Annotated in this window: 11 protein-coding genes; 5 read left to right on the top strand and 6 right to left on the bottom strand. The window is 61.3% G+C overall.

Going from position 1 to position 13,977, the window contains the following annotated elements:
• Positions 1–53: 53 nt before the first annotated feature.
• Positions 54–1,175, top strand: coding sequence for a histidinol-phosphate transaminase (locus tag EBB56_RS11950; RefSeq protein ID WP_124804459.1), 1,122 nt, complete (start codon positions 54–56; stop codon positions 1,173–1,175).
• 304 nt (positions 1,176–1,479) lie between these two features.
• Here EBB56_RS11950 and EBB56_RS11945 read toward each other — a convergent pair whose 3' ends face one another.
• Positions 1,480–2,211 carry a 2OG-Fe dioxygenase family protein gene (locus EBB56_RS11945; RefSeq protein WP_260425346.1) on the bottom strand — a complete coding sequence of 244 codons (732 nt, stop codon included), beginning with the start codon at positions 2,209–2,211 and terminating at the stop codon, positions 1,480–1,482.
• A 393-nt stretch (positions 2,212–2,604) separates the two neighbouring features.
• On the opposite strand from EBB56_RS11945, the gene EBB56_RS11940 reads away from it, so the two are divergent.
• Positions 2,605–4,422: a bifunctional diguanylate cyclase/phosphodiesterase gene (locus tag EBB56_RS11940; RefSeq protein WP_185696429.1), complete on the top strand. Its 1,818-nt coding sequence runs from the start codon at positions 2,605–2,607 to the stop codon at positions 4,420–4,422.
• Between the two features lie 217 nt (positions 4,423–4,639).
• Positions 4,640–5,443, top strand: a complete 804-nt coding sequence (locus EBB56_RS11935) for a lipopolysaccharide biosynthesis protein (RefSeq protein WP_124804457.1) — start codon at positions 4,640–4,642, stop codon at positions 5,441–5,443.
• A 174-nt stretch (positions 5,444–5,617) separates the two neighbouring features.
• On the opposite strand, the gene EBB56_RS11930 is transcribed toward EBB56_RS11935, so the two are convergent.
• Positions 5,618–6,961 carry a UDP-glucose/GDP-mannose dehydrogenase family protein gene (locus EBB56_RS11930; protein WP_124804456.1) on the bottom strand — a complete coding sequence of 448 codons (1,344 nt, stop codon included), beginning with the start codon at positions 6,959–6,961 and terminating at the stop codon, positions 5,618–5,620.
• A gap of 168 nt (positions 6,962–7,129) precedes the next feature.
• On the bottom strand, positions 7,130–8,128 hold the full coding sequence (locus EBB56_RS11925; protein ID WP_124804455.1) for an NAD-dependent epimerase: 999 nt from the start codon (positions 8,126–8,128) through the stop codon (positions 7,130–7,132).
• A 195-nt stretch (positions 8,129–8,323) separates the two neighbouring features.
• Between EBB56_RS11925 and EBB56_RS11920 the strand changes: the two genes are divergently transcribed.
• Positions 8,324–9,430: a glycosyltransferase gene (locus tag EBB56_RS11920; protein ID WP_124804454.1), complete on the top strand. Its 1,107-nt coding sequence runs from the start codon at positions 8,324–8,326 to the stop codon at positions 9,428–9,430.
• Positions 9,431–9,433: 3 nt separating this feature from the next.
• The gene (locus EBB56_RS11915; protein ID WP_124804453.1) at positions 9,434–10,168 is read left to right on the top strand and encodes a lipopolysaccharide kinase InaA family protein; all 735 of its coding nucleotides are present in this window, start codon (positions 9,434–9,436) and stop codon (positions 10,166–10,168) included.
• Between the two features lie 98 nt (positions 10,169–10,266).
• Here the strand turns inward: EBB56_RS11915 and EBB56_RS11910 are convergent, their stop codons facing one another.
• From EBB56_RS11910 to EBB56_RS11900, 3 genes are all read right to left on the bottom strand, one after another.
• Positions 10,267–11,370, bottom strand: coding sequence for a glycosyltransferase (locus EBB56_RS11910; protein ID WP_124804452.1), 1,104 nt, complete (start codon positions 11,368–11,370; stop codon positions 10,267–10,269).
• 189 nt (positions 11,371–11,559) lie between these two features.
• Entirely contained in the window at positions 11,560–12,582 is a 1,023-nt protein-coding gene (gene galE, locus EBB56_RS11905; RefSeq protein ID WP_124804451.1) for a UDP-glucose 4-epimerase GalE, read from the bottom strand.
• Positions 12,583–12,658: 76 nt separating this feature from the next.
• The gene (locus tag EBB56_RS11900; RefSeq protein WP_185696428.1) at positions 12,659–13,798 is read right to left on the bottom strand and encodes a glycosyltransferase; all 1,140 of its coding nucleotides are present in this window, start codon (positions 13,796–13,798) and stop codon (positions 12,659–12,661) included.
• Between the last annotated feature and the right edge of the window lie 179 nt (positions 13,799–13,977).

Here is a 13,977-nt window from a genome sequence, read left to right as displayed (position 1 = left end):
ACACTCTCTGACACGCCTCCGCCCCCTTCAAGCCAACTCCCACAGGACATCCCATGGCATCCGATACCCCCACCTTCGCCGACCACCTCTACTCCCCGGGACCGGACAACCCCTTCCCTGGCATCTGGGTGCTGAAGCGCCGTATCGGCAAGGAGATCCCCCACCGTCTGGGTTCCAACGAAGGCCTGGACATGCCCCATCGCGCCCTGCGCGAGCACTTCGGTGACGCCATGGTCGAGCACGTCTACTGCTACGGTGACTCCGAGGCCCTGGGCGTGCGCGAACGTCTCGTCCGGCTGCACGGCTTCGACCTGGACACCCTGCTGGTGGACGCCGGCTGCGACAGCCTGCTGGCGCTGGTGCTGCGGGCCACCGCCCCTGCTGGTACCAGCGTGGTCAGCTCTGCCGGCACCTACCCGACCTTCGGCTACTTCGCCAAGGGCCAGGGCTGCCGCCTGATCGAGGTCGACTACGAGGAGACCGCCGACCACCTGGCGCCGGACATCGACGCCCTGATCGACGCCGCCCACAGCCACCACGCTCGGCTCGTCTACCTGGCCAACCCGGACAACCCCACCGGCTTCGTCCATGACGAGGCCACCGTCGCGCGGTTGCGTGACGCCCTGCCTGATGACTGCTGGCTGCTGCTGGACGAGGCCTACCACGACTTCCGCGACGACGCCGCCAAGCCGAGCTTTACCCGCGCCCTGCCCGGGGTGATTCGCTGTCGCACCCTGTCCAAGGCCCACGGCCTGGCCGGGCTGCGCGTCGGCTACGCCATCGCCGAGCCCTACACCCTGGCGATGCTGATGAAGGTGCGCATCCACTACGCGGTGTCGACCCTGAGCCTGGCCGCCGCCGAGGTGGTGCTGGACCACCAGGACGAGACCGACGCCCACATCCAGGCGGTGCTGGAGCGCCGGGCGCGCCTCGCCGAGCACTTCAAGGCGCTGGGCGCCGACGTGCTGGAGAGCGGCACCAACTTTATCGGCATTCGTCTGGCCGATGCGGATCTGGCCAAGCAGGTCAACGCCGACCTGCTGGACGAAGGCAAGCTGATCGCACGCCCCGCCCACCCGGCCCTCGGCCATGTGCTGCGCATCACCGCCGTGGCCGATGCCCTCGAGCCCGGGCGACTTGCCCGCCTGGAGCAGGCGGTGCGTGAAGGAGTCTGAGGCCAAGGCTGAGGCGATGGAGAAGTCAGTTTCCAGGCAAGGTCTCGATGGCAGGCGAGACCTCGATGCCAGACAGGATATTAACGGCAGGCGAGCTCTCAATAGCAGAGAATGTCTCAATAAAAAGTACCGCCAGGCGACCGAGGTCGCCTGGCGGTAATGCTGGGTTGATGTAAGCGCCGTAGGCCCTATCGCATGCCTGCATAGCAAGCGGCTGGCCCGGCCCCTCGACCCGGACCTCGCCACGGACCCTTAAGGTCGGTGAAACGCCACCGACGTCACCTTGCCAGGTGGATGCCGGCCTTCAGCTGGCGCTCTCCAGTATCGCTTCGTTCAACACCGCCAGGGGGAAGTGGCGACGCAACATGCGATTCTGGAACTCGTCCACGAAGCAGGCGTTGATGATGATGATAAAGCGCTCGAAAGGGGCGCTTGGCTCGCACTGGGTGATCGCATCGACGCTATGGAACAGGCGATCGTCACGCAGGTGCAGCACCTCCCCCGGCGCCAGCGTCACCCGGCCGACTTCCTGCTGGCCGGCCTTGTCCCGATACAGGGTGTTCACCGCCCCACTCACGTTGTCACGGTTGAGCACCACGATGCTCAGGTACTTGCAGCCGTCGGCGTGGATGCCCTGTCCCTGCAACGGATCCACGGTGCCGTCACCACGTACACCGGTGATCTGCATCAGAATGGGCGCGCGGCGCTCGAGCCCCCATAGCTCCGCCCAGGCCTTGACGAATGCCTTGACGTCCTCGCGCTCGGTAAATTCGGGCAACAACGGCTCGTAGTAGCGCAGCCGATCGGCCATGCTGGCGGCGTCATTGAAGCGCCCGCCCTGGGCCATGGGACACTCGCCCAGGGTTTCGACCTCACCCTCGTCGTTCAGGTGCAGCCAGGACATGCGCTTCCAGCGGCGATTGACGTAGGGGTCCCGCGGCAGGTCATCAATGAATGACTGCCAGGCGGACAGGTCAATATGCGCCAGGCGCGTCTTGCTCCAGGACTGAGAGGCGACCTCCTCAAGGACAGACAAATCCCAGTACCCGGATTCAGGAATCCGGAGCCCGACGTTGATCGTCTCGATGGCGGCAAGATGCCGACCTTGTGCGACTTTCTGCGCTATTTTCATGTCATTAACCTCGGTTTTGTGCACAAACATGTGCACTTCATGGATGTTGCATATGCAACACCGAGGATCATGTGGAGCGCCCACACAGCGGTCAAATACCGCGAACGAAGAAACTTCGTTGACCAACTTGTTGCCAAAAGAGGGTATCTACGACGTTTATTCCGATAATGGAAAAACTCATTCCGGCGTTTGGTACTCGCTGCTAGCAACAATTTGTACGACACTGCCGATATATGCGGATTCGTTACTTTTGTTCGGGCACACCCTCTGGCACACCTCGCTGCCCCTGCTCAGGAAATGACGCCATTGCACATCGGTGACAGATTCCACGCACCACGCTCGACCGCTGCCGATGCCGGCAGCGGCGCAGAGAACGCCCTCCCGCTGCCGTCCCTGACGCTCAGCGACTGGCGCTTTCGTGAACTGCTGATGAGCCTTTCGCGCGTCGCGGTGCAGGGGTATGACAGGGACAGGCGCGTCATCTACTGGAATGGCGCCAGTCAGGCGCTGTATGGCTACAGCGAGCAGGAAGCCCTGGGCAAGCGTCTGGAACAGCAGTTGATACCGGAGGCCATGGTGGACGCGGTGATCGATGCTCACCAGGCGTGGGTCCACCGGGGCGTGGAGATCCCCGCCGAAGAGCTCGAGCTCAAGCACCGTTCCGGCGCCAGCGTACCGGTGTTCTCCCATCACGTGATGCTGGGCCGGGAGACCGACAATCCGCTGATGTTCTGCATCGACATCGACCTGGCGGGTGAGCGCAAGGCGCGTCGCGATCTGGACTACATGACGCGTTTCGACCGCCTGACCGGCCTGCCCAACCGCCACGCCTTCGAAATCGAGCTCAAGCGGACCCTGGCAGAGTGTCGGCGCCACAACGACAGCCTGTTGATCCTGTTTGTCGACCTCGACCACTTCAACGAGATCAACGACACCCATGGCTACGACTGCGGCGACAAGGTCATCCGTCAGGCGGCCAATCGCCTGCAGGCCTTCCGGCGCAGCGATGACCTGCTCTGCCGCTTCGGTACCGATGAGTTCGTACTGGCCCTGCCCCAGGTGGACATGGCCACAGACGCCATACAGGTGGCAGAGCGCCTGCTGGAAAGCCTCTCCCGCCCGATGCGGGTGGACGGCCGCGAACTGAGAATCCACGCCTCGATCGGCATCAGCACCTTTCCCGACAATGGCAGCGAGGTGCAGGAACTGGTGGGCAGTGCCGACGCCGCCAAGACCCGGGCCAAACTCACCGGCCGCAACACCTACCAGTTCTTCAGCCCCGAGGCCCACGCGGCAATGGTGCGCCAGCACACCATCGCCGAACGCCTGCAGCGCCTGCTCGACCAGGACGGCGGCGGCGAGCTGGCCCTGGTCTACCAACCCCAGGTGGCTGCCGCCAGCGGGCATATCGATTCCCTCGAGGCGCTGCTACGCTGGACGACCCGGGACGGTGAAGCCATCTCCCCCGCGGAGTTCATCCCGGTGGCCGAGCGAAGCGAACTGATCAAACGCCTGGAGACCTGGGTGCTGCACAAGGTGTGCGAGCAGCAGCGCCAATGGCGCACCGAGGGCAACCGCCAAGTGCGCGTGGACGTCAACGTCTCCGGACGCCACGCGGTGATGGCCGGCATGTTCGAGGCCTTCGCCTCCTGCGTCGCGTCATACGGCCTGGGGCCTCGCGAGATCGGCATCGAGCTCACCGAGAACGTACTGATCGAGGCCGGCCAGGATGTGCTGGACAGCCTGCGCAGACTCTACGACCAGGGCTACAAGATCGCCATCGACGACTTCGGTACCGGCTTCTCATCGATGAGTTACCTCAAGGTGCTGCCGATCACCGCGCTCAAGATCGACCGCACCTTCGTCGCCGAGTGCACCCAGGACCCCCGGGACAGGGCGATCATGGAAGCCAGCATCTTTCTTGGCCACCGCCTCGGTCTCGAGGTCGTCGCCGAAGGCGTCGAAACCGACGAGCAGCAGGCGTTATTGCAGGAAATGCGCTGCGACCTGCTCCAGGGCTTCTACTACCACCGCCCCATGGATGCCGATCTGGCAGCGAGACTGTTGCGTGCCGACAAGTCAGTCCTTTTACCAACAGGCAAAATGAGTCACTAGGCGCGCCCTCATCAGGATGCCCCTCTTCGCACCAACCATTGCGCACCAGCCCTTTCATAGCCTCATCTTGCACGCAGGCGCTTGCGCGATACAGCGGCTTCTGTATCCTCTGCAAGGCACCTCGCAATGAATTGTGCCATCGACTTTCTACATAACATTGAACACTCCGCCACCGACTCCTCGGACACGGCGAAGCGCGAGCAAGGACCTCACTGCAATGGCAAACACCCCCACCCAACCTCCGGAGCACTACTATCCAAGGCCACCGGCGGATGACGAGATATCGCTGGTCGATATCACCCTGATCCTGGTCAGGCGCTGGAAGATGATGGCAGGGGTGTTTGTGGTCATCGTGCTGCTGGCGCTCGCCTTTGCTCTGACCAAGGCCGACAGTTACCGCTACGTGTCGGTCTACCACGTGGCCGAACGCCAACCCAGCGAAGAAGCCGGTGTCGGATTGCTGGAAACCCCGGAGAGTGTGGTCGCCAAGATCGATAACTACTACTTCGACATGGTGACAAGCCAGTTGCTGGAGGAAAACTCCCTCGACAGGCTCGGCTTCGAGACCACCGCCAAGGCGCCGGAAAACGTAGCTTTTCTGACCCTAGACTCAGAGGCTGGAGAGGATCGTGCAGAACAGGTTACCGAATATCACCAGAGGCTTCTGGCCACGGTAAAGGCCGACCAGGATGAGCTTGTCGCCAAGCGTCGCCAGACCCTGGAGCAGCAGCTCGCCAGCGCCAACGAGAGCCTCGACGCCGCCAAGGAGTCCACGTCGGAGAGTGCCGCCGAACTGGTGGCCACCTACACCGGGAATGTGGTCGACATCGAAGAGAAGCTGGCCTACCTCGCCGAAGGCAATATTCAGCGCGTGGCAGCCCAGAGTCGCGAGCCCGTGGGTACCAGCAAGGCCCTGATCATGGCTCTCGCCATCGTGCTGGGCGGCATACTGGCGGTGATGGCCGCCTTCCTGGCCGAATTTGCCGGCACGGTGCGCAAGGCGTCAGCCCGCAAGGACTAAGAGCCTTTCGCTCCCGCCAGGCGGACATCAGCGCCAATAGCAAAACGCCCCGAAGGCCAAGGCCTTCGGGGCGTTTTTCTTTCGGGCTATTTTCTTCGGGCTAGCAGCCAACGCTGGCTACGCTTCGCCTGCTGTAAAACGCTTTCCAAATGGAGACTTCTCCATCAGCGTTCTTTATGCAACACTTTCCAGCGAATCACCACGACCGACGGCGTAGTACATCAGCCCGGCCTGGCGCACGCTCGCGGGGTCGTAGAGGTTGCGGCCATCCACCACCACAGGCATCGACAGCTGGTCCTTGAGCCAGGGGAAGTCCAGCGAGCGGAACTCCTTCCACTCGGTGCAGATCACCAAGGCGTCGGCGCCCTTGACCGCCTGGATGCGATCGCCGGCCAGCATCAGATCATCACGCTCGCCGTAAATGCGCCGGGTCTCGCCCATGGCCTCAGGGTCATAGGCCTGGACCCTGGCGCCAGCTTCCCACAGGGCTTCCATCAGGGTACGGCTGGGGGCGTCACGCATATCATCGGTATTGGGCTTGAACGACAGCCCCCAGATGGCGATGGTGCGGCCCTTTAGGTCACCGTCGAAGGCGTTGGCCAGCTTGGTAAACAGAGTCTGCTTCTGACGCTGGTTCACCGCCTCGACTGCCCCCAGCAGTTCGGCCTCGTAGTCCACCTCGCGGGCGGTGCGCGCCAGCGCCTGGACGTCCTTGGGGAAGCAGGAGCCGCCGTAGCCACAGCCCGGATAGATGAAGTGGTAGCCGATCCGCGGGTCACTACCAATTCCGCGACGAACCTGCTCCACGTCGGCGCCGAGGCGCTCGGCCAGGTTGGCGATCTCGTTCATGAAGCTGATCTTGGTGGCCAGCATGGCATTGGCGGCGTACTTGGTCAGCTCCGCCGCCCGCACATCCATGAACATCAGCTTTTCCTGCAGACGGATGTAGGGCGCGTAGCACTCCCGCATCAGTTGCTTGACCTTGTCGGAATCAGTACCGACCACGATACGCGCACCGTGGGCAAAGTCCTCGATGGCAGCGCCTTCCTTGAGAAACTCAGGGTTGGAGCAGACGTCAACGTTCAGGCTGACACCACGCTGCTCGAGCTGCGACTCCACCATCGCCCTGACCCGATCGGCGGTGCCCACCGGCACGGTGGACTTGTCGACCACCACCTTGTCGTCCTGCATATGCTCGCCGATGGCCTTGGCCACCGCCAGCACGTACTGTAGGTCCGCGCTGCCGTCCTCATCCGGCGGGGTGCCCACGGCGATAAACTGCAGCACACCATGGTTGACCGCCTTGGCGGCATTGGTGGTGAACTTGAGCCGCCCCGCCGACACGTTGGCCTTGACCATGGGCTCAAGCCCCGGCTCGAAGATAGGGATCTCGCCGGCTTCGAGGCGTGCAATCTTGTTCTCATCCACGTCCATGCAGATGACATCGTGACCGACGTCCGCCAGGCAGGTCCCGGTGACCAGGCCCACGTAGCCGGTGCCAAAAATGGTGATCTTCATCCCTTGTCACTCACTCACTGAAATTTTTGATCGGCCAAGGATAGCAATCCCGCCCTGCAAATGGCACAGCCCTTTCCTTGCCTGGGTCAAATGGGATAGCGAGAGCACCTGCAGGCACAACCTATCGCCCTTTGCTCCCCCTGGGGTGACACATGTCTGACACATGGCTTACACCGCGTAGAACCGGCGATACCAATCGACAAAGCGTTTGACACCTTCTTCCACCGGCATCTGCGGGCGATACCCGGTCGCCTGATACAGTGCCTCGGTGTCCGCCCAGGTACGCGGCACATCACCCGGCTGCATGTCCTTGTAGTGGCAGATCGCCTCTCGCCCAACCGCCTTCTCGATGGCGTGAACGAAGTCCATCAGCGACACCGGACTACCACAGCCGATGTTGTAGAGCGCGTAGGGGGCAGAGGCCGTATCGGTGGTGACCTCGGTGCTACCCCGTGGTGTAGGCACCACGTCCAGCACGCGCACGACGCCTTCGACGATATCGTCGATGTAGGTGAAGTCCCGGGACATGTCGCCATGGTTATAGACGTCCATGGGCCTACCTTCCAGCACCGCCCGGGTAAACTTGAACAGCGCCATGTCAGGACGCCCCCAGGGGCCATAGACGGTAAAGAATCTGAGCCCGGTGGTGGGCAGGTCATACAAGTGGGAGTAGGTATGGGCCATCAGCTCGTTGGCCTTCTTGGTGGCCGCATAGAGGCTGATGGGGTGGTCGACGTCATCGTCGGTGGCAAAGGGCACCTTGTCGTTGGCCCCGTAGACCGAACTGGACGAAGCGTAGACCAGATGTTCTACCTTGCCATGGCGACAGCCCTCCAGCACATTGAGGTGCCCCACCAGGTTGGCATCCGCATAGGCGTGAGGGTTCTCGAGCGAATAACGCACGCCAGCCTGCGCCGCCAGATGGATAACCTTGTCAAAACCTTCCTCTTTGAACAGGCGTTCTAAATTCTCTCGATCAGCGATATCCAGACGCTCGAAGCGGACGTCCTCACACCCCTTGAGATCGGCAAGGCGCGCCTCCTTCAAGGCAACATCGTAGTAGTCATTCAAGTTGTCGACACCGACCAGTTCGTGCCCCTGACCACTCAACCGCTTGGCAACCGCGTGACCGATAAAACCCGCCATCCCGGTAATCAGAATCTTCATATGTACACCTGTTCCAAAACTGGGCCAATTGTAACGCGATACCACTGAAATCAGGAAAGCCCACTTGACGAACCTTCGCAGCGTACGAGCCGGCGACTTGAGCAGCAAACAGATTCCAGGTGCAACGAGACCAACCAAGGCTCTGTGGTAAACTTTGGCGTCCGCAGCCGCCACTGATTCTCAACCGGAGCCACCGTGAACCATCAGCGAATCGCCTTTGTCATCGAAGACCTCTACGGAGGCGGCGCCCAGAAGTCGCTTTTGTACACGGCGGACCAATTGCGCCAGCGTGGTCACGCCGTCAAGGTCTTCACCCTGCGCGACAAGGTGGAGCACCGCCTTCCTGATGGCCTCGATATCGAGAACCTGGCGGTGGTCACGCGCCTGACCAAGGCAACCTCCACGGTGCTGACCGAAAAGTGGCAGGCCCGCAAGGTCCAGAAGGCCCTCGAGGCCTGGCGGCCAGAGGTGGTGATCTCCTGCTCCTGCGACAAGATCACCCGCCACCTGGACTGGCCCAACCTCTACTTCTGGATCAAGTCCGACGTCAGCGCCAAGTTCAGTGACCCGGCCGCCCGGGACAGGGCCTTTGCCAAGGTGCGCCGCTTCTACGGCGGGCGCAAGGTGATCGCGGTGTCCGAGGGCGTCAAAGAGAACCTCGAGCAGCTGGTGGGACTTGAAGCCGAGACGATCATCCCGATCTACAACCCCTACGAGCGGGAGCCCTTCGTCGCGATGGCAGACGAGCCCCTGAGCCTGCCTGCAGGGGTCGAAAAAGGCCGCTACCTGTTATCGGTTGCCGCGATCGAGCCGCGCAAGCGCCAGGACCGCCTGCTGCGGGCCTATCGCCAGGCCCGGGACGGGCATGGCCTCGATGTGCCCCTGGTGCTGCTTGGCAAGGGCAAGCCGGAGAACGAACAACGTCTAAGGGACATGATCGGCGAGTTGGGGCTCGATGATCACATCCACTGGCTTGGCTATACCGCCAATCCCTACCCCTACATACAAGACGCCATGGCCATGGTGCTGACTTCGGACGCCGAAGGCCTGCCAAGAGTTCTGATCGAGGCGCTGCTGCTGCACACCCCGGTGATCAGCGTCGACTGCCCTAGTGGCCCGAAGGAGATCCTGACCCAGGAACTTAAGGACTTTCTGGTCGCACGCGACGACGAGGCAGGGCTTGCTAGCGCCATGGCGCGCATGGCCAAGACGCCAGTCACCATCGAACCGCGCCACTACCAGCAGTTTCTCACACAGAACGTGCTGCCGAAGTTCGAAGCCCTGCAGTCAGGGGCAGCCTGAACCATGCAGCTTCTGGATATTCCCTTCAACGACCGGAGACGGCGCTACCTGATGTTCCACACCCGGGAGCTGCCGGAGCGCCTCGCGCTGTCTCAGACCACGACCACCGCCGCCTTCGAGGCGGTGGGCTCCAGCCGCTTTTTTGTCTCCCAGGACGGCAGAATTCTGGCCAAGGTGGTGCCGGACAAGTTCTCGAAGACGCTTGAGCCCTTCAAGTGGCTGACCCGGGACTATCTCGAAAAACGCTGGCTGGGCCAGTCGGATGCGCGCAAGGAATACCTCAGCATGCGCATCCTCAAGCAGGCGGGACTGCGCACACCACGATTCCACGGCTGGGGGTTGAGCCTTAATCCGCTCAACAGAAACGCATCACTTCTGTTAATGGAACGGGTCAGCGGTGCAACAACGGCGGGCGATGTGTTTGATCAACTCTCCCGCCCTCAGCAGAAAAGTTTTCTCGACAAGTTCAGCAAAGAGGTGGCCCAACTGGCCCGGGCAGGCTTTGTCCACCGCGACCTTCACTTCAACAACCTGCTGATCGACAAGCAGGGTGACTTCACCTGGGTCGACGCCCACGTCAGGCCCCTGCCACGCCAGACGGCCAAGCGATGGCGCCTGCTGGAAGACTCGCTGACACCCAACAAGCTGCGTGGCCACGCTAACCTCAAGGAAGTCTCCGCCCGACTCCACCACTACCTGGATCAGTTCGACGGGGATCTCAGCCAGGACAGCAGGTAGCGTTTCAGCCAACGCGAGTTCGGCGACAGCTCTCCCTGACAAAGCCAATGTTGGCAATGCTTTCCTGGGCTAGCGGGTCGCCCAAATGCGGCTGTGTGCTAATCGTCATCATGAAGTACCAGGTAACGCTCGACGACGTTCTCCAGCCGATAGTGCTCGCACTGGGTGGCATCAATCTGCGGCGTGTCATTCACCAGGCGAGCAATACAGGCGCCAAAGGTCTCGATGCTTTCGAGGGGCACGAGCCAAGGCGTCAAAGCGCCTGTCAGTATCTCTGCCGGGCCGGTGGGACAATCGACGCTGATCACAGGGGTCTGGCAGGCCAAAGCTTCCAGCAGAACAAGTGGAAATCCCTCATAGTCGGAACTCAGGAGCAGCGCTCGCGCCCGATCGATATACGGATAAGGATTGTCCCGGGGCCCCAGGGTCAGGACTCGCCCCTCCAACTGGCGCTGTTTTACCATCGACCTGACCTTGTCGAGCCCCGCCCCGCCTCCCACCATGATCAATGGCAAGGCGGTGCCACTGGCCAGGTAGGCGTCGAGCAGCCGGTCCAGCCGCTTCTGACGAATATCCATTCGTCCCACATAGATGAGGTAGTCGTCAGGTACATCATCGACGGCACAGCCCGCCAACCGACGAACGTTGTCGATGGCGACCGGATTATGGATGGCCACGCCACGAGACGGCGTCACACCAAAGTGCAGACACAATCGATCCAGCATCGCCTGGGACACGGTGACCAGCTTGCGGCCCTGGTACAAGGCGCGCACCTTGCGCTTCTTCAATAACCGCGAGAAGCCATGTTTGTTGCCGAGAAAGCCAATCACTGGGTCCGCATGCAGGCAATACCAGGCGACGTCCCTGAGCCGCGAGCGGGATACCACCTGATGGGCATGGTGCAGGTGCGCATACACCCGATCGAAGGCGTGCTCCTGCTCCTTCAACCAGCGATCCAGCATCTTCGCGTGGACCCGATAGCGCATCCATTTGCTGAGGTTCCCTTTGACCACATAGGGCATCGTCACCAGGTGCACCTCAGCAGGCAGACGGTGACGTTGTCGGTCACTCAGGATCAGCAGGGTGACCTCTGCACCAGCGCTGACCATGCCAGCGATCAAATCCCTGACCACTACAGGCGCTCCGCCTGAGTTCAGATGATCCACGATAAAAAGAACGCGCAATACGCTGCGAGAAGACATGCAGGAAGCATCCGACCAAAAAAGGAGCTCCCTATCATCAGCGGCTTCTCACGTTCACGAGAACAGATACTTGGCCCTACCACGCATGACTGATGTGCTGAAACACAAAACAAGCGTTCTAGCGCAGTTTCTACAGCACTAGACGGAAGTCGCAGCCGTGCGCCACGCCTGCCAAAATAGAAATCACAACTAGCCTCCATACCCCTCAGGATTGGCCGACTGCCAACGCCAGCTATCCCGCATCATGTCTTCCAGCGTTTTCTTGGCGCTCCAGCCAAGCTCCAATCTTGCCTTCGAGGCGTCTGCCCAGAAGGCGGGAAGATCGCCTTCACGGCGCGAAGCAATGCGATACGGCACCCGCTGCCCCGTCACCTGCTCAAAGGAACGGACCATTTCAAGAACCGTAGTGCCTCTGCCGGTGCCCAGGTTATAGGTTGCCACACCCGACAACGTCATTTCCTTCATCGCCTCCAGCGCCTTGACGTGCCCCACGGCCAGATCTACCACGTGCAGATAGTCACGCTCGCAGGTGCCGTCCCGGGTCGGATAGTCATCCCCGAAGATGGACAGCTCCGGCAGGCGCCCCACCGCCACCTGGGAGACAAACGGCAGCAAGTTGTTGGGGATACCCTGGGGGTCCTCACCGATGCGCCCGGAAGGATGCGCGCCGATGGGGTTGAAGTAGCGAAGCAAGGAAGCGGACCAGCGATCATCGGCCCTAGCCACGTCCTCGATCATCTGCTCCACCACGGCCTTGGTCGCGCCATAGGGGTTGGAAGGTCTGCCACGTCCCATGACTTCGACGTAAGGCACCGGTGCGTCCTCACCGTAGACCGTGGCGGAGGAACTGAACACGATCGATCTAACCCCAGCCTCCTCCATGGCCTCGAGCAAGCGCTGGGTGCCGGTGACGTTATTGTCATAGTAGGAAAGCGGCTGCCGATAGCTTTCGCCGACCGCCTTCAGGCCCGCAAAATGGATCACCGCTTCCACCGAGTGTTCGGCAAAGACCCTGTCCAGACAGGCGCGATCACGAATGTCACCGTGCACCACCGGCACCTTCTGGCCGACCAGCTCTTCGACCCTGGCGATAGCCTTGGATGAGCTGTTGCAGAAGTTATCAAAGACAACAGCTTCGTGCCCGGCGGCGATCAGCTCGACCAGGGTGTGGGTCCCGATATAGCCGGCTCCACCGGTGACTAATACCTTCATTCTATTCATCCTTACGACATTGTCTGGCAGTTACCATATCCACTGCCCAAATCAAAAAAGGTCTTAAATGCTATCTTCAGCGCGCAACGAAGGCCTGCGCCACTCCCTCCGGCCTGAAATCGTCAAGCCATTGCTCACGCACTTCAGGCTTGGGCCCTTCGAGCGCAGCGGTGATTCCGGCAGCGAGAGCATCCTCGCTACGCTCGACCAGACTGATCTCGAGTTCTCCCTTGAGAATCTCTCGCACGCCTCCCGGGCAGTCCACCGACAATACCGGCGTACCGCAGGCGAGCGCCTCGAATAGCACAATGCCCATGCCTTCAAAACGCGAGCTGAGCACAAACAACCGAGCGTGACCCATCCAGGGGTACGGGTTGTGCTGATTGCCGGCGAAGATGACCTTGTCAGCGATGCCAAGCTCATTCGCCAAAGCCACCAGGCTATCTCGTTCCTGACCATCCCCTACCAGCACCAGCGGCAGGCTAGTACCGGATCGCGCGTAGGCACGCAGCAGCAGGTCTTGTCCCTTGGCCGGCACCAGACGCGCCACATTCAAAAGGTATGGCTCGGATGGTATCGCGTCATTGGCTTCCAGCATCGCCTCACGGATCGAGCGCAGCGGACAAGGGTTGGGAATCACCGTGAGAGAGCGTGGGCGAAACTTCCAGAGTGTCTGCGCCTTGCGCAAACTGTCTGCAACCCCATGAGACACAGCCACCAGATCCCGGCGATGATAGAGGCAGCGCGCAAACAGGGCCTTGCGGCGACTAGCGCCGTCGAAGTGAAATATATTTTCGAGTACGTAGCGAGCACGCTTGTCGCGAAAGCTCCATACCAGCTCGAAGGTGCCGATGCCCCGAAACACGATGCGGTCTACTCTTCCGTGCGTTTGCTCGAAGCGCTTCAACCAGTGTCGAAACACGACGCCGCCCATTACGCCAAGCCCCAGGAACAATGCCCTGCCCATCAGCGGATTGAGTAACAGGCGGGCCAACACTTCTAGGCCAGAGCCGACCAGCGTCAATCGATTACGCTGCTGAAGTGGAAGGTGATGTACCTTGACCCCGGAATGCTCTGGCCTCAGGGGGCGCTTCACCTTGCGAAAATACACCAGATGGCTTTCATAGCCTGCTTCATGGAAGGCATCAGCAAGATTGACCGCCACCCGCTCCATCCCGCCCATCTTGAGGGATCTGACCACAACCAGCGTTCTCATGATAGGCGCCCTTGTGTCCTGCGATCGCAAAAGTGAACAATGAGACCACACAATGCTATGCAGGTTCGAGCCGACCGCTCGCGAAACATCAACGGCGTGCTTCCTCTCCTCCTCTACCCTTCGCTCCATGGGCTCCCGCGCACTATTGGGCCGACTATGCCGGATCATAAACTGCGCTA

This window comes from Halomonas sp. YLB-10 (assembly GCF_003856855.1).
Classification (GTDB): Bacteria; Pseudomonadota; Gammaproteobacteria; order Pseudomonadales; family Halomonadaceae; genus Halomonas; species Halomonas litopenaei.
The sequence above is the reverse complement of the archived record's forward strand: the minus strand, read 5'-3'. Positions and strand labels throughout refer to the sequence as shown.

Coding starts and splice junctions, on each gene's coding strand:
- EBB56_RS11950 (WP_124804459.1), top strand. CDS start 54: ATGGCATCCGATACCCCCACCTTCGCCGACCACCTCTACTCCCCGGGA.
- EBB56_RS11940 (WP_185696429.1), top strand. CDS start 2,605: ATGACGCCATTGCACATCGGTGACAGATTCCACGCACCACGCTCGACC.
- EBB56_RS11935 (WP_124804457.1), top strand. CDS start 4,640: ATGGCAAACACCCCCACCCAACCTCCGGAGCACTACTATCCAAGGCCA.
- EBB56_RS11930 (WP_124804456.1), bottom strand. CDS start 6,961: ATGAAGATCACCATTTTTGGCACCGGCTACGTGGGCCTGGTCACCGGG.
- EBB56_RS11925 (WP_124804455.1), bottom strand. CDS start 8,128: ATGAAGATTCTGATTACCGGGATGGCGGGTTTTATCGGTCACGCGGTT.
- EBB56_RS11915 (WP_124804453.1), top strand. CDS start 9,434: ATGCAGCTTCTGGATATTCCCTTCAACGACCGGAGACGGCGCTACCTG.
- EBB56_RS11910 (WP_124804452.1), bottom strand. CDS start 11,370: ATGTCTTCTCGCAGCGTATTGCGCGTTCTTTTTATCGTGGATCATCTG.
- galE (WP_124804451.1), bottom strand. CDS start 12,582: ATGAAGGTATTAGTCACCGGTGGAGCCGGCTATATCGGGACCCACACC.
- EBB56_RS11900 (WP_185696428.1), bottom strand. CDS start 13,798: ATGAGAACGCTGGTTGTGGTCAGATCCCTCAAGATGGGCGGGATGGAG.